The 25,015-nt window shown below is 49.4% G+C and carries 24 protein-coding genes; 9 read left to right on the top strand and 15 right to left on the bottom strand.

Annotated elements, in window-relative coordinates; all coding sequences use genetic code 11:
• Positions 1 to 255: 255 nt before the first annotated feature.
• The gene (locus AB7D94_RS00580) at positions 256 to 684 is read left to right on the top strand and encodes a hypothetical protein (protein WP_420263693.1); all 429 of its coding nucleotides are present in this window, start codon (positions 256 to 258) and stop codon (positions 682 to 684) included.
• Between the two features lie 56 nt (positions 685 to 740).
• Here AB7D94_RS00580 and AB7D94_RS00575 read toward each other — a convergent pair whose 3' ends face one another.
• The 8 genes from AB7D94_RS00575 to AB7D94_RS00540 all read right to left on the bottom strand — a co-directional run bounded on the left by AB7D94_RS00575 (position 741) and on the right by AB7D94_RS00540 (position 10,464).
• On the bottom strand, positions 741 to 1,481 hold the full coding sequence (locus tag AB7D94_RS00575; RefSeq protein WP_420263692.1) for a 16S rRNA (uracil(1498)-N(3))-methyltransferase: 741 nt from the start codon (positions 1,479 to 1,481) through the stop codon (positions 741 to 743).
• A 19-nt stretch (positions 1,482 to 1,500) separates the two neighbouring features.
• Positions 1,501 to 2,607 (bottom strand): molecular chaperone DnaJ, encoded by a 1,107-nt coding sequence (dnaJ, locus tag AB7D94_RS00570; RefSeq protein ID WP_420263691.1) that lies wholly within the window; start codon positions 2,605 to 2,607, stop codon positions 1,501 to 1,503.
• Positions 2,607 to 4,541: a molecular chaperone DnaK gene (dnaK, locus tag AB7D94_RS00565; protein WP_420263690.1), complete on the bottom strand. Its 1,935-nt coding sequence runs from the start codon at positions 4,539 to 4,541 to the stop codon at positions 2,607 to 2,609. Before dnaK ends, dnaJ begins: the two co-directional genes overlap by 1 nt.
• Positions 4,534 to 5,157, bottom strand: a complete 624-nt coding sequence (gene grpE / locus AB7D94_RS00560; protein ID WP_420263689.1) for a nucleotide exchange factor GrpE — start codon at positions 5,155 to 5,157, stop codon at positions 4,534 to 4,536. Before grpE ends, dnaK begins: the two co-directional genes overlap by 8 nt.
• A gap of 15 nt (positions 5,158 to 5,172) precedes the next feature.
• Positions 5,173 to 6,192, bottom strand: a complete 1,020-nt coding sequence (gene hrcA / locus AB7D94_RS00555) for a heat-inducible transcriptional repressor HrcA (RefSeq protein WP_420263688.1) — start codon at positions 6,190 to 6,192, stop codon at positions 5,173 to 5,175.
• Between the two features lie 428 nt (positions 6,193 to 6,620).
• Positions 6,621 to 8,264, bottom strand: coding sequence for a chaperonin GroEL (gene groL, locus AB7D94_RS00550; RefSeq protein WP_420263687.1), 1,644 nt, complete (start codon positions 8,262 to 8,264; stop codon positions 6,621 to 6,623).
• A 10-nt stretch (positions 8,265 to 8,274) separates the two neighbouring features.
• A complete protein-coding gene (locus tag AB7D94_RS00545) occupies positions 8,275 to 8,535 on the bottom strand; it encodes a co-chaperone GroES (RefSeq protein WP_420263686.1) in 261 nt (86 codons plus the stop codon).
• A gap of 255 nt (positions 8,536 to 8,790) precedes the next feature.
• Positions 8,791 to 10,464 (bottom strand): methyl-accepting chemotaxis protein, encoded by a 1,674-nt coding sequence (locus tag AB7D94_RS00540; RefSeq protein WP_420263685.1) that lies wholly within the window; start codon positions 10,462 to 10,464, stop codon positions 8,791 to 8,793.
• A gap of 228 nt (positions 10,465 to 10,692) precedes the next feature.
• On the opposite strand from AB7D94_RS00540, the gene AB7D94_RS00535 reads away from it, so the two are divergent.
• The 6 genes from AB7D94_RS00535 (at position 10,693) to AB7D94_RS00510 (ending at position 18,758) form a co-directional block, all read left to right on the top strand.
• A complete protein-coding gene (locus AB7D94_RS00535; RefSeq protein ID WP_420263683.1) occupies positions 10,693 to 13,056 on the top strand; it encodes a PAS domain S-box protein in 2,364 nt (787 codons plus the stop codon).
• A 57-nt stretch (positions 13,057 to 13,113) separates the two neighbouring features.
• Positions 13,114 to 14,730: a tetratricopeptide repeat protein gene (locus AB7D94_RS00530; RefSeq protein ID WP_420263682.1), complete on the top strand. Its 1,617-nt coding sequence runs from the start codon at positions 13,114 to 13,116 to the stop codon at positions 14,728 to 14,730.
• A gap of 19 nt (positions 14,731 to 14,749) precedes the next feature.
• Positions 14,750 to 15,886, top strand: a complete 1,137-nt coding sequence (locus AB7D94_RS00525; protein WP_420263681.1) for an aminotransferase class V-fold PLP-dependent enzyme — start codon at positions 14,750 to 14,752, stop codon at positions 15,884 to 15,886.
• Positions 15,887 to 16,057: 171 nt separating this feature from the next.
• Positions 16,058 to 17,008: a phosphate/phosphite/phosphonate ABC transporter substrate-binding protein gene (locus AB7D94_RS00520; RefSeq protein WP_420263680.1), complete on the top strand. Its 951-nt coding sequence runs from the start codon at positions 16,058 to 16,060 to the stop codon at positions 17,006 to 17,008.
• Positions 17,008 to 18,528: an ATP-binding protein gene (locus AB7D94_RS00515; RefSeq protein ID WP_420263679.1), complete on the top strand. Its 1,521-nt coding sequence runs from the start codon at positions 17,008 to 17,010 to the stop codon at positions 18,526 to 18,528. Before AB7D94_RS00520 ends, AB7D94_RS00515 begins: the two co-directional genes overlap by 1 nt.
• A gap of 98 nt (positions 18,529 to 18,626) precedes the next feature.
• Positions 18,627 to 18,758, top strand: a complete 132-nt coding sequence (locus tag AB7D94_RS00510) for a hypothetical protein (protein ID WP_420263678.1) — start codon at positions 18,627 to 18,629, stop codon at positions 18,756 to 18,758.
• Positions 18,759 to 18,909: 151 nt separating this feature from the next.
• On the opposite strand, the gene AB7D94_RS00505 is transcribed toward AB7D94_RS00510, so the two are convergent.
• From AB7D94_RS00505 to trpA, 7 genes are all read right to left on the bottom strand, one after another.
• Positions 18,910 to 19,188, bottom strand: coding sequence for a helix-turn-helix domain-containing protein (locus AB7D94_RS00505; RefSeq protein WP_420263677.1), 279 nt, complete (start codon positions 19,186 to 19,188; stop codon positions 18,910 to 18,912).
• Complete coding sequence (locus tag AB7D94_RS00500; protein ID WP_420263676.1) at positions 19,185 to 19,541, bottom strand: type II toxin-antitoxin system RelE/ParE family toxin; 357 nt, start codon at positions 19,539 to 19,541, stop codon at positions 19,185 to 19,187. The genes AB7D94_RS00505 and AB7D94_RS00500 overlap by 4 nt, the downstream gene beginning before the upstream one ends.
• A 170-nt stretch (positions 19,542 to 19,711) precedes the next feature.
• Positions 19,712 to 20,581 (bottom strand): universal stress protein, encoded by an 870-nt coding sequence (locus AB7D94_RS00495; RefSeq protein ID WP_420263675.1) that lies wholly within the window; start codon positions 20,579 to 20,581, stop codon positions 19,712 to 19,714.
• A gap of 23 nt (positions 20,582 to 20,604) precedes the next feature.
• Positions 20,605 to 20,979 (bottom strand): fluoride efflux transporter CrcB, encoded by a 375-nt coding sequence (gene crcB, locus AB7D94_RS00490; protein WP_420263674.1) that lies wholly within the window; start codon positions 20,977 to 20,979, stop codon positions 20,605 to 20,607.
• A 2-nt stretch (positions 20,980 to 20,981) separates the two neighbouring features.
• Positions 20,982 to 22,310 carry a bifunctional folylpolyglutamate synthase/dihydrofolate synthase gene (locus tag AB7D94_RS00485; RefSeq protein WP_420263673.1) on the bottom strand — a complete coding sequence of 443 codons (1,329 nt, stop codon included), beginning with the start codon at positions 22,308 to 22,310 and terminating at the stop codon, positions 20,982 to 20,984.
• Complete coding sequence (gene accD, locus AB7D94_RS00480; RefSeq protein WP_420263672.1) at positions 22,303 to 23,181, bottom strand: acetyl-CoA carboxylase, carboxyltransferase subunit beta; 879 nt, start codon at positions 23,179 to 23,181, stop codon at positions 22,303 to 22,305. Before accD ends, AB7D94_RS00485 begins: the two co-directional genes overlap by 8 nt.
• A gap of 6 nt (positions 23,182 to 23,187) precedes the next feature.
• Complete coding sequence (trpA, locus tag AB7D94_RS00475) at positions 23,188 to 23,973, bottom strand: tryptophan synthase subunit alpha (RefSeq protein WP_420263671.1); 786 nt, start codon at positions 23,971 to 23,973, stop codon at positions 23,188 to 23,190.
• 178 nt (positions 23,974 to 24,151) lie between these two features.
• Here trpA and AB7D94_RS00470 point away from each other — a divergent pair, with 178 nt between their 5' ends.
• Positions 24,152 to 24,526: a hypothetical protein gene (locus AB7D94_RS00470; RefSeq protein ID WP_420263670.1), complete on the top strand. Its 375-nt coding sequence runs from the start codon at positions 24,152 to 24,154 to the stop codon at positions 24,524 to 24,526.
• A gap of 162 nt (positions 24,527 to 24,688) precedes the next feature.
• The gene (locus AB7D94_RS00465; protein WP_420263727.1) at positions 24,689 to 24,898 is read left to right on the top strand and encodes a type II toxin-antitoxin system HicB family antitoxin; all 210 of its coding nucleotides are present in this window, start codon (positions 24,689 to 24,691) and stop codon (positions 24,896 to 24,898) included.
• Positions 24,899 to 25,015 lie beyond the last annotated feature (117 nt).

The following is a 25,015-nucleotide window of genomic DNA, read 5'->3' as shown; positions in this document are numbered from 1 at the left end:
CCTTATTTTTGTCATTCCGGCTTGTCCAGAATCTGTCCTTATGCCTCAGAATATGCACAGTAATTACGAAACTCCCACTAAGGGGAAGATTCCGGACAAGCCGGAATGACAAAAAAGGCACCGGAATGACGGAAAGGGACAAAGCAGGAGTGATTGCATAGGTATCTTCTGCTTTATTTTTCAAATGCAATTGCCCTGGGAGACAACTCCGCCTTCCATCTTACAATAAGTCTGCTCCGCATGGTAGAATAGCTAATGGATGTTTTGTTTCTAAAGAAAAAAGGCCATAACCTGTTACGGGCGTTTGCCAATACGTTAGAAATGGAAAAGGTATTGGAGGGCTATCTATGCCCGCTTCAAATGTTCATTGAACTTACCGAAAATGGTTTAAATTCCGGGGCATTTAAGATACTAAAACATGACTTAACCGCCAAGCGCATTTTTTTAACACGTGTCGCTCTAAAATACCTCAGGAACATCGCCCTGTCAGTGGAAACTCCGCCAACCCCGATTCACGGAAATTCAGAGCTGACACCCTCCGGCAGCAATACACATATTCAACCGGCGCAACCTCTGCATCTTTGGGAAAATATAATTTCCATACCATTGTTTATCTATGGAGTTATATATGCCATTGCACGGGCAATCAGCCGAGGCTCATTAAAGACAGGCGATAAACAATGATTAGAAAACAGAAAGTTGAGCAACTACTGGCCGGTATTGACATTTGGACACCAATCCTAACCTTGCCGGCTGTCACCCATATCGCCAAACACAAACTGTATCAGTGTCAACGCCGCTATGGCCGCTGTCTCCGCCCTTAATATCCTGCTTCCAAGCGTTACGATTTGTGCGCCGGAGAACTCTGCACGCTTGACCTCTTCAGACATAAAACCCCCTTCGGGGCCGGTTATCGCGTAGATTGTCTGTTCTTTTATTTCTAAGTTTTGAATCTCTTTCAGCCCCTTGCCGCCGCCTTCGTAAAACATGATGGCTGTGGCGCCTGCTACTTGTATTGATTGTGTCAACGCATGGAAATCCATGGCCTCTGATATTTCAGGGACAATAACCCTCCCCGACTGCCGCGCCGCCTCTATGGCTATCTTTTTCCATCTATCTATCTTTCTCGTGTAGTCAAGTTGTGTGCGGAGCGTTATCAGCGGGATTATCCTCTTAACCCCAAGTTCGACGGCCTTTTGAACCACTAAATCCATCTTCGAACCCTTTAACATGCCCTGGCAAAGCGTTATCGAAAGCGGTGATTCAGTCATCGGCGGGGGGTGCGGGGTGATGGACATGTGTACCACGTTTTTGGCGCATGAGCTTATTATGCCCTTAAAAAACCGGCCCATTTCATCAAATACGAACAGCTCGCCGCCGGTCTTATACCTAAGCACAGTGAGGATATATCTTGCAGTCTCACCAGTGATGGCCGCCGTTACACCCTGTATTGCAGAGGATTCTACGAAGACATTTGGCATCAAACAGAAAAACCGTACTTTAGCCCGAAAACATCTCTTTCAGTTTTTCCCTGAATGTCTTTTGTACATCGTCGCCGCTGATACTGGCATACTCTTCAAGGATCTCGCGCTGGCGGGGGGTTATCTTCTTTGGGATGCCTATGTAGACCTTCACGATTTGGTCGCCACGAGCACCGCCGCCCACACGCTGCACACCCTCCCCTCTTAGCTTAAACTGCTCGCCCGATTGTGTAGATTGCGGGATTTTCAGCTTCGACACACCCTTCAATGTGGGAACCTCTATCTCGCCGCCGAGGACCGCTGTTGGATAGCTGATTGGAATTTCGCAGTAGATGTCCCTTTCGTGGCGTTTAAAAAACGGGTGCTCTATTACGTTTACAAATATATATAAATCGCCGGGAGGCGCCCCACGCTCCCCGGACTCTCCCTCTGCTGTCATCTTAAGGCGGGTATTGGCGTCAATGCCGGCCGGAATCTTTACCGCCAGGTTTCGCACCTTCTTCGTCCTGCCGCTGCCGCCGCACTCACCGCACGGGTCTGCAACCACCACACCCGCCCCGCCACACTTGCCGCATGTCCTGCTTACGGCAAAAAACCCCTGCTGAAAACGCACCTGCCCATTTCCATTGCACTGCTGGCACGTCTGAGGTGCCTTGCCACTTGCCGAACCGCTGCCGCCACACTTATCGCAACTCTCCATTCGGGGGATAGAGATTTTCTTCTCCACACCAAAGGCCGCCTCCATAAGCGTGATATCCATATCAAAACGCTGGTCAGCGCCACGCCTTGAACGAGGTCTCCTCTGCCCGCCGCCTCCACCGAAAATATCCCCAAGAAAATCATCGAATATATCAGTGAAAGCGCCAAATCCAAAATCAGCCCCGCCCCCGCCGCCACCCATACCTTGCATCCCTTCCATTGTGCCGAATCTGTCATAATGGGCGCGCTTTTTGGCGTCGCTCAGGCACGAGTATGCCTCGTTTACCTCTTTAAACTTCTCCTCGGCCTCTTTATTGCCTGAGTTGCGGTCAGGGTGATATTTTAGGGCCATCTTCCGGTAAGCACTTTTTAGCTCATCGGGCGATGCACCACGCTCCACCTCTAGTATGTTATAGTAGTCTTTCATTACTGTTTCTTGTTTTTATCTACATCTTCAAATTCAGCCTCTACTACTTCCTCCTCAGGGCCTCCAGCCTTTTGTTGGCCGCCTTCTCCTCCCGGCTGCTGTCCCTGTTCGGAGGCTGACTTTGCCGCCGCGTCCTTATATATATGCTCAGCAAATTTATGAGATACCGTTGTAAGGGCCTCAACCGCCTTTTTTAACTCCTCGGGGTCAGTGGCGGTGTCCTTCATATCCTTCAGGCGTTTAAGCGCCTCCTCTGCCTCTGCCTTTTCGGCCGGTGTGACCTTATCGCCATAGTCTTTCAGTGATTTCTCAACCGCGTATACCAGTGCGTCGGCCTCGTTTCTGACGGTCACAAGCTCCTTCTTTTTCTTGTCTTCCTCGGCGTGTGCCTCGGCGTCTTTGACCATCTTTTTTATCTCGTCATCAGAAAGGCCGCTTGAGGCGGTTATCTTAATAGACTGCTCCTTGCCCGTCCCAAGGTCCTTCGCCGAGACGTGGAGGATGCCGTTAGCGTCTATGTCAAATGTCACCTCAATCTGCGGTATGCCGCGCGGGGCGGGTGGAATGCCAAGCAGCTCAAAATTGCCAAGCAGCTTATTGTCATTTGCCATCTCCCTCTCACCCTGAAATACCTTTATCGTCACCGCCGGTTGATTGTCCGTAGCGGTCGAAAATATCTGGCTCTTCTTCGTCGGTATCGTCGTGTTCCTCTCAATGAGTTTCGTAAACACGCCGCCGAGGGTCTCAATCCCTAATGACAGCGGGGTTACGTCAAGCAAGAGGACTTCCTTTACGTCTCCTTTTAGAACCGCCGACTGGATGGCCGCCCCTACGGCGACGACCTCGTCCGGATTCACGGTTCTATTGGGTTCCTTGTTGAAGAAACTCTGTACGGTCTGAATTACTTTGGGCATTCTCGTTGAGCCGCCCACAAGGAGCACCTCGTTTATCTCCGAGGTGGTCAGGCCGGCGTCTTTCAGCGCCTTTCTGCACGGCTCTATGGAGCGCGTTATCAGGTCATCTACGAGCTGTTCACACTTCGCCCTTGACAGTTTAAGCAGCAGGTGCTTAGGCCCAGAGGCGTCAGCCGTAACAAACGGCAGGTTTATCTCTGTCTCCGAGGCGCTTGAAAGCTCTACCTTTGCCTTTTCAGCCGCCTCTTTCAGACGCTGTAGCGCCATCTTGTCTTTCTTTAAATCAATGCCCTGTTCTTTTTTAAACTCATCCACCAGCCAGTCCATTACGCGTATGTCGAAATCATCGCCGCCAAGGTATGTATCGCCGTTTGTGGATTTGACCTCAATGACGCCCTCGCCTATTTCAAGTATTGATATGTCAAACGTACCGCCGCCAAGGTCATAGACCGAAATCTTCTCTTCCTTTTTCTTGTCTATCCCATAGGCAAGCGACGCCGCCGTTGGCTCATTTATGATTCTCAGGACATTTAGACCAGCAATCTTACCGGCCTCTTTTGTGGCCTGGCGCTGGTTATCATCAAAATACGCGGGGACGGTTATTACCGCGTCCGTTACCGTCTCACCAAGAAAATCCTCGGCGGCCTGTTTTAATTTCTGCAGTATCATGGCCGAAATCTGCGGCGGGGCATAGCGCTTCCCCCGGATTTCCACATGTGCGTCGCCGTTAGGGGCCTCTACTATCTTATACGGCAGCCTGTTTATGGCGTCTTTCACCTCAGGGGAATTAAATTTTCTACCCATCAGGCGTTTTACGGAGAATATCGTATTTTCAGGATTCGTTATAGACTGCCTTTTCGCTATCTGCCCGACAAGTCTCTCATCTTTATCAGTAAACGCCACCACAGAGGGTGTTGTCCTGTTGCCCTCCTGATTCGGTATCACCACAGGCTCACCGGCCTGCACCACTGCCACGCATGAGTTCGTCGTCCCTAAATCTATCCCTATTGCTCTAGCCATTGTCTGCCTCCTTATTATTTATATCGCTATTGTTTTGTCCAGTTTTCAATTCCGCCTTCTTTGAGACCGACACCAATGCCGCCCTGATTAGTCTGTCCTTGAAGGTGTATCCCTTTCTGAATTCCTCGACGACTGTCTTATCGTCAAGGTCGTCGCGCTCCACCTCCGCCATCGCGTGATGGTAGGCAGGGTCAAAGGGTTTTCCTTTCGTCTCCACCTCTACAACACCGTTTGATGCGAGTATCTTCTTAAGCTCTTTAAGCGTCAGCTCAACGCCCTCTGCAAGGGCATCCGACGCCCCCGGTGCCACATGAGACAGCGCCGCGTCAAGGTTATCCTTCACCACCAGCAGGCTTGATACCAGAGATTCAGTGCCGTACTTATATATCTCATCCTTCTCTTTCTGCACACGCTTGCGGTAGTTGTCAAACTCGGCATAGAGGCGCATGTACTTGTCCTGCAGCTCGCCGCTTTCCTGCCTTAGTTTTTCAACCGTGCCGGTCTGAGTATCCCTGACTCCAAACTTAATGTCATCGCCCTTGTCCTCAGTTCCTGTGCCGCCCGCGGCAGCCCCGCCGCCGGTTATGTCAACTATATCTATCTTTTTATCTTCCAATGTCGTTGATACCTCCTATATATACTCAAGCTGCTTTGACAGAAAATTTGCCGATGTGCTCACAATTGATATGGCATTGGCGTAGTCCATCCTCTGCGGCCCGATAAGGCCCAGCACACCAAAAGGCCGACCCTTTTCGTAAAATGTCGAGGCCACGAGGCTCAACGCCTTCGCATCCAGCAGAGGGTCATTACCGACGAAGACCTGCACCCCTTCGCTTTGCAATATCTTATCCAGCAGGTTTATCATCACGCCCTTGTCGTCAATAGCCTTAGACAGTTCCTTTATCTTTTGTATGTCATCGAAATCCGGCAGGTTTATCAGCTCACTCATGCCGGATATAAATATGTCGGCGTTTATTGAGGAAAACACCGACTTACATAAACTCTTTGCCTTTTCTTTGAGTGTGTCGCATTTCTGCCGTTGCTCGGCCATATCCTCTATTAACGCCCTCTTTATTTCCCTGAGGGTTGACCCCGCATACTCCTTGTTCAGGTACCGGCTTATCTCGTTCATATCATTTTGGGTCAGGCGCCCGGAGGACTCAACTATCATATGGCGCACAACGCCGTATTCAGTGAGCAGGATTGCCACAATCATGTTTTCTTTGTATGTATGAAATTCAATCTTTCGTAATATGCTGCTCTCAGTAGTCCTTGACAGGACAACGCCCATATAGTGGGAGCAGTCTGACATCAGTCTTGAGATGACAGCAAGAAAATCGTCAAGGCACACCTTCGTATCCGTGGCCTTATCTGACAGCATCGAAAGGAGATTGTTATTTTGAGACATCCCGCACTCAAGCAGAGACTCAACAAAAAACCTGTAAGCACGGCCAGTAGGGATACGCCCGGACGAGGCATAGGGCTGGCTCAAAAACCCCAGCTCCTCCAAATCGCTCATCGTATTACGAATCGTCGCCGAGGATATGCCAAAGCCGTAGCGCTTGCTGATATAGCGCGAGCCAACCGGGGCCGCTATCCCTATGTAGCTCTCTATCACTGCAAATAATATCTTTCTCGTTCTGCTGTCCATAATCTCTGTCTATGTAATTAGCCTATCATTATACTAATACTATCAATAATTTAACAATGCCATAATCGCTGTCTGATGGCAAATACATCAGCAACCCAATATGTCATTGCCGCCCTTATTCTGTCATTCCGGCTTGTCCGGAATCTGTCCTTAATGCCTCAGAATATGCACAATCATCATTACACTCCCACTAAGGGAAGATTCCGGACAAGCCGGAATGACAGAATAAAGAGATTTCCAATATTCTGCCTAAAAAAACATGTCATTCCTGAACACTCAAATCAAACAACTCTGTCATCAAATCAAATATGCCTGTCATTCAATCATATAAGTCTGTCTCAAATAAGCCTGTCATTCCTGCAAAAGCAGGAATCCATGAAGGTTATAGGGGAGGCCAAACGGCCGCCCCTATGAAAAGCTCCCCTATCCTAGTACATATCTCCCATACCGCCCATGCCGGGGTGGCCGCCGCCCATTGGCATCTTGTCTTCCTTGTCGGGCAGGTCGGTTATCATCACCGATGTGGTCAGCATTAATGACGCGACTGACGCGGCGTTTTGAAGCGCGCATCTGGTTACCTTGGTCGGGTCAATTATGCCCTCTTTCATCATGTCGCAGAACTTCTCGTTCTGGGCGTCAAAGCCATAGTTGGGGTCTTTGGACTCCTTCACCTTCTCGATTATTATCGCACTCTCAAGACCGGCGTTGCAGATAATCTGCCTGATTGGCTCCTCAAGCGCCTTCTTAATGATGCTCGCGCCGATTTTCTCGTCGCCCTTTAATTCCAACCCTTCAATCGTCGCGATACATCTAAGAAGGGCAACTCCGCCGCCGGGCACTATGCCCTCTTCAACCGCGGCGCGGGTGGCGTGCAGTGCGTCTTCAACGCGCGCCTTCTTCTCTTTCATCTCGGTCTCGGTAGCGGCACCTACGTTGATTACGGCTACGCCGCCTACGATTTTGGCGAGCCGCTCCTGGAGCTTCTCCCTGTCGTAGTCAGAGGTGGTATCCTCAATCTGAGACTTTATCTGCTTTACACGGCCTTTGATGGCGTCCTGCTTGCCCTCGCCTTCCACAATAGTCGTGTTGTCCTTGTCTATCGTTACCTTCTTGGCGCGCCCGAGGTCAGTCATCTTCACGTTCTCAAGCTTCATGCCCAAATCATCTGATATTACCGTACCACCGGTCAGAATCGCAATGTCCTCAAGCATGGCCTTACGCCTTTCGCCAAACCCGGGGGCCTTCACGCCGCATACCTGAAGCGTGCCGCGCAGCTTATTCACTACCATCGTGGCAAGGGCCTCGCCCTCAATGTCCTCAGACAGAATGAGAAGCGGCCTGCCCATCTTCGCTATCTGCTCAAGCAGAGGGATCAGGTCTTTCATCGAGGAGATCTTCTTGTCATACAGAAGTATATGCGCGTTTTCCAGCACACACTCCATCCTCTCGGAGTCAGTAACAAAATACGGCGAGATATAGCCGCGATCAAACTGCATACCCTCGACTACCTCAAGGGCGGTTGCCATGGACTTGGCCTCTTCAACGGTGATTACGCCGTCTTTGCCGACTTTGTCCATCGCCTCGGCTATCAAATCGCCGACTGACGGGTCGTTATTGGCTGAAATCGTCCCAACCTGCGCAATTTCCTTTTTGTCCTGAACCTTCTTGGTCATTGATTTGAGCTTATCAATAACCGCTGTTACGGCCTTCTCCATTCCGCGCTTTAAGTCCATCGCGTGTGCGCCTGCTACAACATTCTTCATACCCTCTTTGTATATGGCGTGGGCAAGCACCGTGGCAGTCGTTGTGCCGTCGCCGGCGGTGTCAGAGGTCTTGGAGGCAACCTCCTTTAACAACTGAGCGCCCATGTTCTGGAAAGGGTCTTTCAGCTCTATCTCCTTGGCCACCGTTACGCCGTCTTTGGTGATTGTTGGAGAACCGTATTTCTTGTCAAGTATGGCGTTGCGTCCCTTGGGGCCGAGTGTGGCCTTTACGGCGGTGGCAAGGACGGTTATACCCTCAAGTATCTCCCTTCTTGCCGCTTCATCAAAAAGTAACTGTTTTGCTCCCATTTACACCCTCCTATGCGATTATTCCTAGAACGTCTTCTTCTTTGATTATTAAATAATCAACACTGTCAATCTGAACCTTTGAGCCGGAGTACTTATCGAAAAATACCTCGTCTCCAACCTTCAGCTCCTTCACCTCTGAACCGACCGCCTCGACTTTACCGCGCTGCGGCTTTTCTTTGGCCGTATCTGGTACATATAACCCGCCGGCAGTCCTCTCCAGCTCTTCTTTGTAGCTGACAAACACACGCTCTTTTAATGGTTTAAACTTCATAGAGTCACGCTCCCTTCGTTGTTATTAGCACTCACACGGAGTGATTGCTAATAATATAACATACATTGTCACCAATTGCAAGCATTTTTTTATATTATAGCCTTTGACCGGAACACTCAAGCCGCCAACGGGCGGCAGCCCGAATTCAGGGTATAAACCGTGGAGAGATTTACGGGGTGAAGGGGGGGTTACCCCCCCTTCGTCGTTAATCCTTTAATCCTTTAATTTTTAATCCTTAATTCTTAATTCTTATAGCTAACTCAGTCTCCGAACGGGCTTGCTGCCGGAGATATACCGGCCTTCGTCTTCTGTCTTAAAGCCGGAGACAGCCTCGCCGAGTTCTCCCGCTATGTCAGAGAAGGCGTTTACCTCATCCATAACGTCCTCAGACATGCGCAGAATATCTTTTGAAATATTAGATGATTTTTCGATATTTAAGGCGACCTCCCCTGAGGCGGCAGATTGCTCTTCCACAGCGGCGGCTATCTGGGTTATCTGGTCAACCACACCCTGCACGGAGCTTACCATTTGGTCGAGGATAACGCCTACTTCTTTTATGGAACCAGTGGCAACAGTAACCTTTTCGGATGAATCGGACATGGACTGCGTCGTCCTGTCGGAGTCCTGTCTGACTGATGCAATTTTTTGCGAGATTTCGTCAGTGGCCTTGATTGTCCTCTCGGCGAGTTTTCTTACCTCGTCGGCGACAACCGCGAATCCGCGTCCTTGTTCCCCTGCCCTTGCGGCCTCTATTGCGGCATTCAGGGCGAGGAGATTCGTCTGGTCGGCGATGTCTTTAATGACGCCTAATATGTTGCTTATCTCAAAGACACTGGTATTGAGGCTTTCCACCATGCCGGAAAGCTCTATTGTTGATTCATGAACCTCGTTGATAATCCCAATGGCCGTATCAGCGGCATCCTTACCACTTGACGCCGTTTTCATGGCAGTCATGCTTGTCTCTGATGCCGAAGAGGCATTTCTTGCAATATCTATGATAGTGGCCGACATCTCCTCGGTGGATACCGCTATGGAGGCCGCTTGCTCAGACTGATTCGCCGCTCCTGCCGACATAAGCCTGGATTTCTCTGTCAGTGCCCCTACCCTTGAAAAAACATTCTCTGAAGCATGTCGAATTCGCCCTATTATATCCCGCAGGGTATCGTTCATGGCCTTCATGTTTGTTGCCAGAACAGCTATTTCGCTATTTCCTTCACAGTCAATCGTACACGTCAAATCGCCATCAGACATCTGGTTCACACGGCCCAGCATGTCGGCCAGCGGCAGACATATGCTTTTTGATATAAACCACGACAACACAGCTAATATCATTACTATCATAAGCGTAATGCCCGCGCCCTTGATAACCGCCTGCTTTAGGGCAGTGCCAACATCGTCCAGATATATGCCGCTTCCGATTATCCAACCCCACGGCTCAAACCCCTTCACAAACGATACCTTTTCAACCGGCTTGTCAAACCCGGGCTTAGGCCACAGGTAGTACACAAAACCCTCCTTATTCCTTTTAACCTCGTCAACGAATTCCACGAACAGGTGTTTGCCGTTAGGGTCTTTAAAATCAGAGATATCCTTGCCATCAAGCTCAGGCTTATACGGGTGCATTACCATATTCGGGTGCATGTCGTTGATCCAAAAATACTCTTTTTCCTCGTATCTGAGCGACTTAATGACATCTATGGCGCGTACCTTCGCCTCATCCTCGGACATCTTGCCGTCTTTGGCCCGCTTGTAATAGTTATCCAGTACGCCGTATGCCGACTCCACGAGGCTTTTTGTCTTTAACTGCCTGTCGGCCATCAGTGTTACCCTATAAAAATATGCGTTTACCGTGATGGTTGCGATAAACCCCAGCACGGCTATCAATACAATTAACCACAACCTTTGGCCTATCTTCAAATTATTCAGCATATGACACCTCTCATCTTAACGGAGTTATTGTTCCAAAGCCGTACTGTAACACAATATCTATGAAACCCTCAATAGTTTTTTCATACGAAACCTGAAATAGCCTGAACGAGATTGACAAACTCACCCTCTTTTAAATAGTATAGGGTAGCGGGTGGACTGATACAGGACGCACAAACTTAAAGAGGCGGCTGGCATAAGTCGGGCTGGCAGGCGTAATGGGAATGGGTATTGGAGACCAGATATAAAATCCTTGTCATAGATGACGAGCGGGTTATTCATGATGTAATTAGTAGGCAGCTCGCCAGGAAGGGCTACGAGGTGCGTCATGCGTTCAACGGAGAGGAGGGGCTTTCGCTATGCGCAGAGGTGCAGCCCTCAGTGATTCTCCTTGATCTGAAGATGCCCGTAATGGATGGACATGAATTTCTCAATAAATTCAGAGGACGATTCTCTTTTCCATGCTCCATCATTGCCGTAACCGGCCATGCCGGGGATGCCGATTTTGAAAAGTGTTTCAGGAAAGGCGTTTTGTCTTTCCTTCACAAACCATTCAGCTTATACGAGTTGCTGGGGGTGATTGATAATTCCATAAATCTGCAGATAGCACAGCGGGCGCTGCTAAACGAATTGTCAGAAAGGGAGGCCGTCCAGAAAAAGCATGTGCGGCTTCTTGATGAGTTTGAGGCCATCTTTGAAAACGCCCCCTTTGGCATTGCGTATATGGATTCCGATTTTAACGTACTAAAGATGAACAGGTTCCTGTATGATTTTACCGGTTTTAAACCCGAGGACATAGTTGGAAAACCATGTTACGAGACTGTGGGCGAATTCGCTGCCGACAATGCCAAAGGCGCAATGGAAAAGGTATGCAGCTTCTGCAAAGTAGCCGAGTCTTTGATGACCGGAGAGCCTGCCGCCATTGAAAGGCTGATTGGACGACACTCTGTAAAGGTCACAACGATCCCTCTTTTCGATAAAGATAAATCCATCGGCCATTTCCTCGAAGTCATAGAAGACATAACATGGCAAAAAGAGGCGGAGGAGAAAATCGTTCGCCAGTATCAGATTCAGAGCGCAATAAACGCTATCTTACATATATCCATTGAACCTATCCCGCTTAAGGAAGTCTTACAGCAGGTGCTTGAGCTGGTTTTGTCCATCCCCAGGTTTTCCTTTCAATCAAGGGGTTCAATACATCTTGTGGATGACACGGCGCGGACACTCGTGTTGTGCGCCCACCACAATTATACCGAAGTCCAGTTGACGGCCTGTGGGACGATTCCCTTTGGCAGGTGTCTGTGTGGGCTTGCCGCCTCAACCGGCAGGATAGTTTTTTCTGACAGGATTGATGACAGACATACAATAAGGTATGATAACATAGCCCCTCACGGGCACTACTGCGTCCCCATTGTCCACAATAACAAGGTGCTTGGCGTCTTTAACATGTATATCCCCGAAGGCCACAAAAGGGCTTTTGAAGAGGAAGAGTTTTTGAGCGCCATTGTAAACACAATAGCCGGCGTTATTGTGCGCACCCAGAGAAACGCAGAGCTAAGAGAGCGTGAAGAGCATTTCCGTTCAGTCGTGGAATCCACAAAAAATCCAATTATTACAGTAAACAACAACAGTGATATAACCTTCTGGAACAAGGCCGCTGAGGCCCTCTTTGGTTATTCCTTTGATGAGGTGAAAAATACCCCTCTGACGAAAATAATACCGGAGAGATTTCAAAAGGCACATATGGAAGGAATCACACGGGTACTTCAGACGGGGGAAACAAAGATCATCGGGGAGATGGTTGATCTTTTCGGCCTCAGAAAGGACGGGACTGAATTCCCGATCGAATTTTCCTTAGCGAGATGGGAGGCAACCACCGGAACGTTTTTCACCGCTGTTTTGGTTGACATGACAAAGCGCAAACAAGCCGAGGAAACCCTTGCCGAGAGTTTTGAAAATCTGAGGAAGGCCCTTGGCGGTGTAATCCAGACCCTCTCAATGGCACTTGAGGCGAAGGACCCTTACACGGCCGGACATCAAAACAGGGTTGCAGACCTTTCAAGAGCAATAGCGGTTGAGATGGGGCTAACGCAGCATCAGATAGAAGGTGTGCGAATGGCTGGTGCCATTCATGATGTGGGCAAGATATGGGTACCATCTGAAATCCTCAGCAAGCCCGGCAGACTACACGAAAGCGAATTCATGCTTATAAAAAACCATTCCTATGTAGGATATGAGATACTAAGTAGTGTTGAGTTCCCCTGGCCGATAGATAAAATAGTCCTCCAGCACCACGAAAAGTTGGACGGCACTGGCTATCCACAAGGACTAAAAGGGGATGACATCCTTATGGAGGCCAGGATTATCTGCGTTGCCGACATTGTAGAGGCCATGTCTTCTCACCGGCCCTACCGCCCGTCCCTTGGAATAGACATCGCGTTGGATGAGATAGCCGCCGGTAAAGGGATTCGCTACGACAGCGATGTTGTGGAGGCCTGCCTGAGACTTTTCAGAGAAGCAGGATTCACGTTAAAGGAATCCCCTAAACATAATCACTCAACCAGCCTGAGCAATAACACTGCGATGCGAAAGTAATACATTAGCATATCCCCCGATGTCATTGAAAATAAACTGTAATATCAATATTGATTTATGAGCGAGCCACTCACCCGACTCAGCAAATCGCCGCTACAAACAAAAATCATCATTTGTCTGCTGTTAATAGCGGCAGTCTTTACGGTTTACGCACAGGTTAAGGATTTCAAATTCCTGTTTTATGACGACAATCAATATATACTTGAGAATCTTCATGTGCGGGGTGGGCCTTCGTTAAGGAATTTGCAGTGGGCTGTCACTTCGGCTGAATACAGCAATTGGTTTCCTGTGACGTGGGCGTCGCACATGGTGGATGTATGGCTCTTCGGATTATGGCCGGGGGGGCATCACCTTACGAACGTTGCCTTTCACGCTGGCAACGCTGTATTGTTGTTTTTGTTATTTTCGTCAGTTACCGGGGCGCTGTGGCGCAGTGTGCTGATTGCGGCGTTATTTGCGTTTCATCCCCTGCATGTGGAGTCAGTGGCGTGGGTGGCGGAGCGTAAGGATGTGCTGAGCGCATTTTTTTGGATTTCGGCCATGTGTGCATATGTGTTTTACGCGAGGCGGGCGTCTTTGGGCAGATATATGGCGGTCATATGTTGTTTTGTCCTTGGGCTAATGTCAAAGCCGGTCGTTGTAGCGCTGCCATTAGTGCTGCTTTTGCTGGATTACTGGCCTCTTGGGCGTTTTTCTGACGGCAAAGCTCCCGCAGTGTCTTTGTTCACAGAGAAAATCCCGTTTATAATATTATCTGCCCTCACGGGTTTTGTCACATATTATGTGCAAAAGACCGGAGGTGCGGTTGCCCCGCTTTCGGCATTGACGCTGAAACTACGAATGGAAAATGTCGCGGTATCTTATGTGAAATATATTATAAAACTGTTTTACCCCACCGGACTTGGGATAATGTACCGCCATCCGGCAGAGTATCCCGCGTGGCAGGTCGTTGGGGCGATTATTGTACTTGTGGCGGTTTCGATATTTGCGATTGCGGCTATGAGGAGGAGACCGTGGTTTTTTACAGGGTGGTTTTGGTACATATTGACGCTTATGCCGACGATTGGGGCGGTAAAGGTGGGGATTTCCTATATGGCCGATAGATATACGTATATGCCCTATGTTGGCTTGTTTATTATATTGTCAATGGCGGTGCCGACCGGGGCATACTCTGCCGGTGTGATAAGACGGATTGCGGCAAATACCGCGGCTGCCGCCGTAGTCATATGTATTATTCTGACCAATCACCAATTAAAATATTGGCGCAACAGCGTGACGCTATTTACGAGGGCGGCGGCTGTCACCACAGACAGCTATTTCGCGTATTACAGCCTTGGGTACGCGCTCAATATTGAAGGGCGGTTCGGCGAGGCAGAGTCCGCGCTGAAGGTGGCAGTTCTGATAAAACCAGATTATGCCGAGGCTCTCCTGCACCTGGGCATGTTAGAGCTGAGGCGGGAAAAACTTAATGAGGCACATGAAGTTTTTATAAAGGCCATAATGGCGAGGCCGACAATGCCTGAGGCATACAACGGGGCCGGTGTGGCCCTGATGAACATGGGAAGGTTAAACGAGGCCACCGCATATTTCAGGAGGGCGCTTGCCCTTGACTCTGGCAATGAAGACGCCGCACGCAATCTCAAACTTATTGCAGACTCAGCAAACGGCCAATAAACTAAAGGAGAATAAAAAAATGTCTGAACAAGCATGGTATGAACAATTCAGGGCAATGTTTAAAGGTCTCAATCAGTGTGTGTTTCTGAACTCTGCGGGGGTGGCGATGGTGTCCGGGCCTGTCAGAGAGGCCGTAAAGGAATGGGCTGACCTTGGGCAGTGTGTCACGTATGACTACAACGCCATTATTGCCGGGGCAAAGAAGAATGCCGCCGCGATAGTTGGTGGCACACCAGAGCAGATATTTTTTTCGAGAAACACGACCCACGGCATTCAGACATTCATTTTAGGCTACCCGTGGCAAAAAGGAGACGGCGTTGTGATAGCCGATTGTGAGTTTCCGGCAAATCGGCTGCCGTGGTTGTCTCTGCGCGATAAAAATGGTGTCGAGGTGAAGATTGTGAAGTCACAAAAATATAAGGTGACACTTGAGGATTATTATAGAACATGCGATAAATACACGAAAGTCATCGCCATCAGTTGGGTCCAATACCTGTCCGGGCAGAAGGCGGCCATCAGCGAACTTGGCCGGTTTTGCAGGGAAAACGATATATTGTTAGTAGTTGACGGCATTCAGGGCATTGGGGCTGCCGCGATGGATGTGCAGGAGATGCAAATAGATTGGTTAAGCGCGGACGGGCATAAGTGGATGTGCGGCCCTGAGGGTGTAGGGCTTGTGTGGGCGTCAGAGAGGGCGCTTCAGATAGTGCAACCGGCGTGCAAGGGCTGGTTTGGCGTAATAAACCCATTTGACTTTGAGGACTTTAATCAGGACTACGCGCCAACCGCCGATAAATACCTTGATGGAAGCCCGATGGTGCTTGGGATAATGGCCTTTAACGCCGCCCTTGACATGCTCCTGAGTTTTGGTATAGAGGCAATCGAAAGGCGTGTCTTGGAGTTGTCTTCATACACGATAAACGAGGCCGAAAAACGCGGATTTGAAGTCCTCACGCCATCAGACCCAAAAGACAGGGCAGGAATAGCGACATTTAAGCCATCGTCGGGCAACCCGGCACTAATCATGAAAAACCTGTTGGACAACAACATCGTCTGCTCATTAAGGGGTGGCCAATACCTGAGAATCTCGGCACACGCCTTTAATAATCATGAAGATATTGACAGGGCTTTTTATGTGATAGATAAACCTATATAATATTAATAAATTACGGTTGAATATGCTTTATACCAACTGTAATCAGAGGATGCCCCTGCTGCAAGTACGGGATGGCGGGCTAAAGGACAGCTCCTCACGCTGTCATTGACTTCATTCTTTAGTTCAGGCTATCATTATGTTATGAAGCCATTTAATTCACGGGGTGGCAAGATGGAAGAAGGCATTGTCTGTACACATATAACTCGGAATAAAATGGTCATGACAATTGGGTGCACTTTACTGCTTACCCTGATTTCCCTCACCTCCTGCGAGCAGAAACCCGTGCCAAAGGTGCTGCAGTACAGCGCCACACCGGCTGATAGTCCGGTGACTGGCTATCGTCTGGTACCTCATCCCCTTTACAATCCGACAAAACTCAATACCTTCTTCCAGCCGCTCGTGGATTACCTGAATCGTCAGGTGCCGGAGGCGCACATAGAACTGGAAGCCTCGCGTGACTACCAGGCCTTTGAGCAGAAGTTCCGAAGACGCGAACCATCAATCCTGATGCCCAACCCCTGGCAGACCCTTGAGGCCATTAAGATTGGGTATCACGTCATCGCGATGTGGGGCGATGCGGAAGACTTCAAGGGCCTCATCATCGTGCGCAAGGACGGCGGCATCAGGACACCAGATGATCTAAGAGGCAAGGTGGTCAGTTACCCATCGCCCACGGCCCTGGCGGCCGCCATGATGCCGCAGTATTTTCTGCACGGCAAGGGCATCAACATTAACAAGGACATCCAGAACATCTACGTTGGATCGCAGGAATCATCCATCATGAACGTCTATCTTGGCCAATCCGCTGCTGGCTGCACCTGGCCGCCACCATGGCGGATATTCCAGAGGGAACATCCCGTGGAGGCTGCCCAGCTCAAGGTAATCTGGGAAACTCCGTCATTAATGAACAATTCAGTAATGGTACGGGACGATGTCCCGGAGTCCGTGCGTCAGGGGCTGCGGCAGGCCCTGATTGATCTGCCGAAGACGCCGGAAGGAACGAAGATACTTGCCAACATGGAGACTGCGCGCTTTCATACCGCTGATGACTCAGACTACGACGTGGTCAGGCAATATGTTGCACGCTTCGAGAAGGAAGTACGCCCTGTGGAGAAAAAGTGATGTTAAACCGGTTGAAACGGCTCTTGACGGCCACCTTGCGCCGTCAACTTACCCTTGGCATTGTGCTGGTGGTCTCTTTGAGCATGGCGCTGTTCGTATGGGATATGACCAATCGCCAGCTCGTCGCGTTGATTGACAAGCAAGCCGACCGGGCGCGCTCTCTTGCGAGCAGCGTGGGGATGTCTTCGGCCATTTGGGTGGCATCGCGGGATTACAGCGGCTTACAGGAAATCGTCAATGGCCTCACTCAGTTTCCCGGTATGCAGTATATCATTGTGCTCAATTTGCATGGGGAGGTGCTGGCCCACAACGATGAGAGTAAGCGCGGACTGTATCTGAGCGACCTGCCGCAGGAAGCCAAAGTAAGACTGCTGCAGCACAACAAGAGCCTTGTTGATGTTGCCAGTCCCATCATGATGGCCGGTAGACACATCGGCTGGGTACGCATCGGCCTGGATTATCAGGAGATACATGACAGGCTGCACGATGCGGTGGTCAACGGCATAGCCTACGCGCTGATAGCAATTGTGCTGAGCACCCTGCTGGTCACGCTCACTGCGCGCTACATGACCCGCCGACTGTATACCATTGCGAAGGTCGCCGATGCCGTGCAGACAGGGAATTTACGACTTCGCGCCGAGGTCAGCGGCGAAGACGAAGCAGCGAAGCTTGCCCTCCAGTTCAACAACATGCTGGAAAGATTGTCTCAGGAAACTGCCAAGCGTATAGCTCAGGAGAATATGCTTATGCAACAGTCAAAGATGGCGGCCATGGGCGAGATGATGGCCGCTGTGGCGCATCAGTGGAGGCAGCCCCTGAGCAACATCAGCTATCTCATCCAGGACATCAGGGATGCGTGGGATTATAAAGAGCTTGACGACACTTATCTCAATAATACGGTAAAGGGAGCACTGATACAGATAGATTTCATGTCCAGTACGCTAAACGATTTTAAAAACTTCTTCAAGCCAGCCAAGGAAAAAGAGACATTCGATCTGATCGAAATCGCCGCGAATGTGTTTTCATTACTTTCACACCAGTTTAAAACCAACTCAATACGCTACCAGATCACATGTCACATACACGATAAGTCCTTCAACCATTACGCAGAGGTAGTCCCTTGCACCGCTACCACGATAACGTCGTATAAGAACTATTTCTCGCACGTCATTCTGAACATCATAAGCAATGCCAAGGACGCCATAGTAGATAAAAAAAAGGGTTTAACAGATGAGGCCGAAGAGGGAATAATCCGCGTCGATGCCTACAGGGACGGCGGTACGCTCAGGATGGAGATAAGCGACAACGGCGGCGGAATTCCCGATGAGATAATAGACAGGATATTCGACCCTTATTTCACAACGAAGGAAGGGGAAAAAGGCACGGGGATAGGGCTGTACATGTCGAAGATGATAGTGGAAGACGTTTTAGGAGGAAAAATAAGCACAAAAAATATCAATGGATGGGCTGTGTTTACAATCGAATTGAACGAAGTAGTGGAAGGTTTTCCAAAACAATAGGGACATATCCAATACTGTGCGGTATAGAAATTGCTTGGAAATTGCCAGAGGCAGGAATAGCAACCTTTAAGCCGTCCTCGCCCAAGCCGGCACTAATCATGAAAAACCTGTTGGACAACAACATCGTCTGCTCATTAAGGGGTGGCCAATACCTGAGAATCTCGGCACACGCCTTTAATAATCATGAAGATATTGACAGGGCTTTTTATGTGATAGATAAACCTATATAATATTAATAAATTACGGTTGAATATGCTTTATACCAACTGTAATCAGAGGATGCCCCTGCTGCAAGTACGGGATGGCGGGCTAAAGGACTGCGCCTCTTATTCCTGTTTCCATTATGTCACATTTTAAGACCTGACGCCTTTTACTCATTAGCTAAACCAACTCAAGGCGAAGTTCCCGCCCAATAATCGCGGCGGCGCGTTGCAGCGTCTCAATTGTCACATTGCCCCTTGCCTTGACAATACGGTCAACCTGAGTGCGGCTTGTGTGCATGAGGTTAGCCATTTCCTGCTTGGTAATTCCCTTCTTGCGCATTTCCTCGGCAATCTGCCACGAAATCACGCGAGTAGCCGCCTCCATCTTTGCGGCGTTGTACAAACCTTCCTCGTGCAGAAAGTCATCAAGCGTTGACCCTAGATGCTGATCGCTCATGTCTCAACCTCCTTCATTCGTCTGCGTGCTAATTCGAGTTCGTCTTTTGGCGTTCTCTGTGTTTGTTTGATAAAGCCGTGTAAAACTACAAGCTGTCCTTTGTACATAAAAAAAAGTAGCCGCGCGGTTCTATGGCTTGGTAGAGTGCTGCGCAGTTCCCACAATCCGCTGCCAAGGCAACGGCACAACGGCATTCCTACGGGCCATGCAACCTGCATAGTTGCAAGATCAAACCCGATTGTGCGCCTGTCGCCACCCGGCAAGTCGCGCAACCAGTCCCTGACCGGCTCAGCACCAAGCGATGTACGATAAAAGATAACGGGTATCTCTTTCAGCCGCTTTTCGCTCACCATCAAACCTCTAAGGATAGAGTACCATATAAAGTACACCAATTGCAAGATTGATTTGTATCTCTGTCAATAGTTCAGTATTATGTCCCCTTAATTCCGCCAATCACGATACATTGCCCTGTTGCCGTTAACTCAATAGGTTTTTAATAATGGCATGCGCGGCCGCCGCTATCCTATCCCTGTCCAACTTTTTCTTGTCTTCTGTCTCTGACCACCAAAACCGCGCATGCGGCATGGCCTATTACCTTTTCTGTTGTGCTGCCCATGAGGAGTTCTTTTATTCCGGTTTTTCCATAGCTGCCCATAACTATAAGGTCTGCGCCTTTGGTGCTTGCGGCCTCCACGATGGCCTCGTATGGCCTGCCCTCGGGCGTCAGTGTCTCCACAGAAGAAATACCTTCGGCCATTTTACAGACTATATCAATATTTGATATCGCCTTTGATAACTCATCGCCGCCGCTATTGGCAACACAGGACAGGACTATTATACCGCTGCCTAAGCGTTTCGCAATTCCAACTCCCTCGGCTGCCGCTGCCATACTATGTCTTGAGCCGTCGGTTGCTATAAGCACCTTCTTTCCTTCTATGCGTGCCTCCTTAGGAACGACCAGCACCCTACACGGCGCAACCCCTACAATGTTTACCACAACCCCCCGCATTAACCACTTTATAAAACCTTTATATTCATGCCTTTCAAGAACTATTAGGTCTATGTTAAGCCTTTTTACCTGTTGCACCACATCATTGTATGTACTTTCCCCGTGGAAAAGTATTACCTCACAAGCGACGCCGCAACGCTGTGCCGTCTTTTTAATCGAATCCAGACGTGCGGCGGTCTGCCTCTCCATCTGCTGAAAGTCATGGGGCGAAATCATTTCGTAGTCCGGGCTTGAACTCACCTCAGCCATCGCGTAAAGCTCGGCTTCACACCTTGATGACAGTTTTATCGCCTCTCCAATTGCCCCTTCACTGCACCCGGCACAATCTGTCAGCAACAAAATCCTTTTAATGTCGGACATCGGACACACCGGCACATATTCCATGTCTCACTCCTTAAAGCATGAAATTAAATGGACTTGCCGAGGGCGTCGCCGATTCTAAGGGCGATAAACCCAACGATGACACTCAACGCCACATAGAGCATTGCGGCTAACGACTCTCCTTGTTTGAGCAGTGTGCCAGTCTCGAATTCAAACGCCGAAAATGTCGTATAGCCCCCAAGAAACCCCACCACAATGAGCAGCCTCCACTGTGGGTCTATTATATTCCTTGCGGCAAGTATGGACATAACAAACCCTATCAGAAAACTCCCGCTTATGTTTATTACGAACGTCCCAAGGGGAAACACCCTGCCCCATTTCCCTGTTATCCAGAGGGCCAGGGCATATCTGGCAATCGCCCCAACTGCCCCGCCTATGCCTATGAGTAAATAATCGCCCATAGCTATTTAAACTCCGCAAGTTCTTTTAATAGTGGACGCTGCCCCATCGCCTCTTTTGCCTCACCAACGGTATAAAACGAACCGGTTATTACGACTAAGCCGCCTTGTTTATAAAACTGTCCGGCCATTTTAATGGCCTCACGTATGGATGGGGCAGTGCAGAGGGCTGGCGTTGAGGATGTGGAGAATTCCTTTGCCATCTCAAGGAGTACCTCCGGCCGTGCTGCCCTCTCATAGGACGGTGCGCTGAGGATTAGTGTGTTGGCCGTTGGCATGAGCGCCCTTAGCATTCCCACCGTGTCCTTATCGGCCATTGCTCCAAAAATCAGAATGACCTCCGAAAACGACTGCCTTAAATATAAATCGTGAAGGGTTGAAGAGAGAGCGGCGGCCGCCGCCGGATTATGCGCGCCGTCAAGCAGCACATCCATACCGGCGTGTCTGACCAGCTCGCACCTGCCCGGCCACTTAATGCCCCGCAGGGCCGACTCAATGCCCTCTGTGGAATTAAATAATAACTCGGCGCAACGCACGGCACATGCGGCGTTTTCCACCTGATGCCCACCGGTAAATGGGATTGTCAGCGCCTCAATCCCGCTGCCGCCGCGATATTTAAACGTCGTCCCTGTGATGTCCTGCCTTATGGGCTGCGCGTCGAAGTCTTCACCGAAAACCTCCAGCCGGGCGTTTTGCTGCGCTGCCTTTTGTCTTATCACGCCAAGCGCGCCCGGCGTCTGTGACGTGGTTATCACGGGCGTCCCTCTTTTGATTATTCCGGCCTTCTCCACCGCTATTTCCTCTATCGTATTTCCAAGGAATTCCCTGTGGTCAATGTTGATATTAGTTATTACAGACGCCTCCGGCATAATTATATTCGTGGCGTCGAAACGCCCTCCCATACCCGTTTCAAAGACCGCCCAATCAACTCCCTGCTTCCTGAAATATAAAAACGCTATTGCCGTTACAAACTCAAAAAAAGTCGGGGTTAGGCCGTCAACGCCACTGATGGCCTGATTTATCTCCTCGGTCAGGGCAACCACATCATCAGGAGATATCTCCCCGCCGTCTACCTTAATACGCTCAGTGAATCTAACCATGTGAGGCGACGTAAAAATCCCCGTCTTATAACCCTTTTCCATCAGAATCCCCTGAAGCATAGCGCACGTTGAACCCTTGCCATTAGTGCCGGCGACATGGATTGTTTTATAGGCGGTTTGAGGAGCGGCAAGCAGGTCAGATATATGGGTGATGTTGGCAAGGCCTAGTTTAATCCCGAACTTTTGAAGGCTATAGAGATAGGATACCGCTTTTTCATATCTGTGGTCAGGCATTTTTGTCCCGGGTATCTTTTGGGCCGCCCATCAGGATTCTGATGAGCCTTGCTATGGCCGCCTTCAAATCCCTCCTGTGGACGACCATGTCAATAAGACCTTTTTTGAGGAGGAACTCGGCCTGTTGAAAATCGTCAGGGAGCTGCTGGTTAATGGTCTGCTGGATTACCCGTGCGCCGGCAAATCCGATAAGGCTTTTTGGCTCTGCTATGATGACATCGCCAAGCATGGCAAAGCTGGCGCTCACCCCGCCAAACGTAGGGTCAGTCAGGACGGTAATATAGGGCAGGGGATGATTTTTAAGACGGCCTACGGCGGCTGAGACCTTTGCCATTTGCATAAGCGAAAAGATCCCCTCCTGCATTCGCGCCCCGCCAGACGATGTAAACACTACAAGAGGAAGGCGGTTTTCTATGGCCGCCTCAGCAGCCCTCGCCATTTTCTCACCCACGGCGCTCCCCATTGACCCACCCATGAAGGAAAAATCCATCACCGCTATGACAGCAGGGTGTTTATTAATCGTCGCCGTGCCGGCTGTTACAGCGTCTTTCAGGCCGGCCTTTGACTGGTTTGTTTTTATCCGCTGCTCATATGATATTGTATCGGTAAACTCAAGCGGGTCACAGGACTGCAGTTCGGGGGCAAGTTCGACAAAACTCCCCGCGTCCGCTGTGAGATTTATACGCTCTCTGACACCAATTCGGCTGTGGTAGTTGCACTTAGGGCAGACCTTCAGATTTTTCTCGAATTCCTTTTTATATACGATTTCCTTACAGTCGGCGCACTTGACCCAAAGCCCTTCGGGGATTTTAACTTTCTTCGATACGGCACGGCCTTGTGTTATCTCTTTTGTCTTTTTAAACCAGGGCATATGGCTCTATATTGCCGCCCTTAGGGATTTCACGAGCGTACGAAATGTTTCTTGTCCTTGTCCAATGGCCTTGACTATGGCGCTGCCTACGATGACCCCGTCGGCAATTGCCGCAACCGCCGCCGCCTCATCCTTTGTCTTTACGCCGAAGCCGACTGCCACCGGTTTTTTCGATATAGTGCGAATCTTTTCTATGCGCGCCTTAAGAGAGTCATCAATTGCGATTGCCGACCCTGTGATGCCGGTTAACGATACGTAATAGATAAATCCCCGCGACTGCCTGGAAACGAGGCCAATCCTTTTGTCTGTGGATGTTGGGGCAAGCAGAAAAATAGTATCTGGGCCGCCCTTGTGGCAGGAGGCCGTAAAATCAACCTCTTCATCAGGCGGCAAGTCCGGTATTATTATGCCGTCAACGCCGTTGCTAAGGGCGGCCTCAACGAAATTGCCAAGCCCAAACTTTAGTACGGGATTAAAATACGTCATTAAGACAATGGGAATCAGGGACTTTTGCCTGATGGTTTTTACCATATCAATGACCTTGCGAAGCGTCACCCCCCTGGACAGGGCGCTCATAGCGGCGCGTTGTATAGTAGGCCCATCGGCCACCGGGTCAGAAAACGGTACTCCAAGCTCGACAATATCAGCCCCCATAGCCTCCAGCTCCATGACGATGTCCACCGTTTCTGACACCGACGGCTCACCGGCCATGATATATGGAATGAAGGCCTTTTTGCCGCCGCCTTCCTCTTTAATTTTCGTGAATCGTTCAGTAATAGCAGAGTGTGTCATAGTGTTTACTTGTCCTCCGGGTATTTCTTCCTACTCCTGACCTGTGCCATCGGCAGGGTATTATAGCATTATGGCGTTATGCGCTGGGTAGTTTTTTTTTCAAAACGGTATGACAAACGGCAATACGGCAGGTCTGAGCGTATTGATTTCCTCTGTGTTGTTGAATTATAATGGAATTATGGCTGCGACATTACCGATAGAGGTTTATGACTTGCTTGAGCAGAAGGTCGGCAGAGAAGATGCCCGTGCAGTTGGGAAAATCCTGACTGCCTCTCTTGACGCTATTGAAAAAAGGGCAGAAGCCTTAGTTATTCAAAAGAAGGCGGAGATTAAAGATGAGTTAACTAAAGAACTATCCACTAAAGAGGATATAGCAAAGTTAGAGGGTAGGCTCAATGAGAGAATTACCGCCGGTGAAGGCAGGCTTAACGAGAGATTAACCGCCATGGACTGGAAAATAAAGGTATATTTTCTAATCCTTCTTTTTGTCACGCTCTTAACCAATAAGGATGCCCTCATCATTATTGGCAGAATTGTTGGCTTGTTAAAGTAACAGGCCAATCACCCGTCTTCTGGATAATCTGCCTCACTGCGGTTTATTAAATTTAGGAAATTTTTAAAGAACATTTGACTTTCCCCCACCCTTCCCATATCATTAAGACGAGTTATCAGGGATATAAAATTGAACAAAGAGGGGGTATTTATGGAAAAGATGATGAGTAGATATGAAATAATTATTTATTGGAGCGATGAGGATGACTCCTTCATAGCCGAGGTGCCTGAACTGCCCGGATGTGCGGCAGATGGTTGCACTTATCAGGAGGCACTATCAAATATAGAAATAATTATTGCAGAGTGGATTGATACGGCAAAAGAATCAGGACGTGCTGTTGCGCAGCCAAAGGGGCGGTTGATATTCGCATAAGGCCCGCCGAGCCAGACTGCTTTAATAAACATAGTAATTGGCAGTTTAACTTCTTACCAATAAACCCTATAACCGACATAGAGAAGCGAAAAGAGTTAAAAGCCCCCGTGCTTTAAG

Source organism: Candidatus Magnetominusculus dajiuhuensis (assembly GCF_046044395.1).
GTDB lineage: Bacteria > Nitrospirota > Thermodesulfovibrionia > Thermodesulfovibrionales > Magnetobacteriaceae > Magnetominusculus > Magnetominusculus dajiuhuensis.
This window is presented reverse-complemented; position numbering and strand designations above follow the sequence as displayed.